Here is a 336-nt window from a genome sequence, read left to right as displayed (position 1 = left end):
CCCGGTGAGCGGACAGTTTGGTAAGCTTGGTTTGCCCTTATTGAAGGACGACCGATATGACGGGACAGATGAAGCGATATTCAGCGGATTTCAAGGCGAAGGTGGCGCTGGCGGCGATCCGGGGCGAGTTGACGATGGCGCAGCTTGTGTCGAAGCACGGTGTTCACCAGACGATGATCAACGCTTGGCGCAAGCAGGCGATTGAGGGGATGGCGGCGTCGTTTTCCGGCAAGTCCGAGGCTGTACCGCTGGTTGATGGCGCCGAGATCGACCGGCTGCACGCCAAGATCGGGCAGTTGGTGGTGGAGCGGGATTTTTTGCGCAAGGCCTCCGGTC

Annotated in this window: 1 pseudogene; it reads left to right on the top strand. The window is 60.1% G+C overall.

The window, feature by feature from the left end:
- Positions 1-56: 56 nt before the first annotated feature.
- Positions 57-336 (top strand): annotated as a pseudogene (locus tag ACODSP_RS28250) (transposase); the annotation flags it as partial.

This window comes from Niveispirillum sp. FG156, assembly GCF_057809555.1.
This window is presented reverse-complemented; position numbering and strand designations above follow the sequence as displayed.